The organism is Microbacterium sp. ER1, from assembly GCF_023383675.1.
GTDB lineage: Bacteria > Actinomycetota > Actinomycetes > Actinomycetales > Microbacteriaceae > Microbacterium.
The window spans coordinates 1-264 of record NZ_QCXO01000056.1 but is presented as its reverse complement, the minus strand read 5'-3'; the positions used below and the strand labels follow the sequence as shown (position 1 = coordinate 264).

General features: G+C 68.6%; 1 protein-coding gene. It reads left to right on the top strand.

What is annotated here, in order from left to right:
• Positions 1-50 precede the first annotated feature (50 nt).
• Positions 51-264, top strand: a 214-nt coding sequence (locus BV453_RS01745) for a PadR family transcriptional regulator (protein ID WP_249520724.1), incomplete at its 3' end; no start/stop codon positions are given.

Below are 264 nucleotides of genomic sequence, written 5' to 3'. Positions count from 1 at the left end.
CTCTACTAGATAGAAAGTGAGACGTTGTGGCACCCTCAGACCAAACCCAGATGGCCGTCCTCGGCGGCCTCAGCATCGCCCCGATGACGGGCTACGCCCTGCGGGAGCAGATCCGGGATGCCCTCGGGCAGTTCTGGGCGGAGAGCTTCGGGCAGATCTACCCGGCCCTGGCGGCGCTCGAACGCGACGGGCTGATCGAGCGCCAAGCTGCCCTCCGGGCCGGCTCCTCCACGTTCGCCATCACCCCGCAGGGCAGTGCGCGCC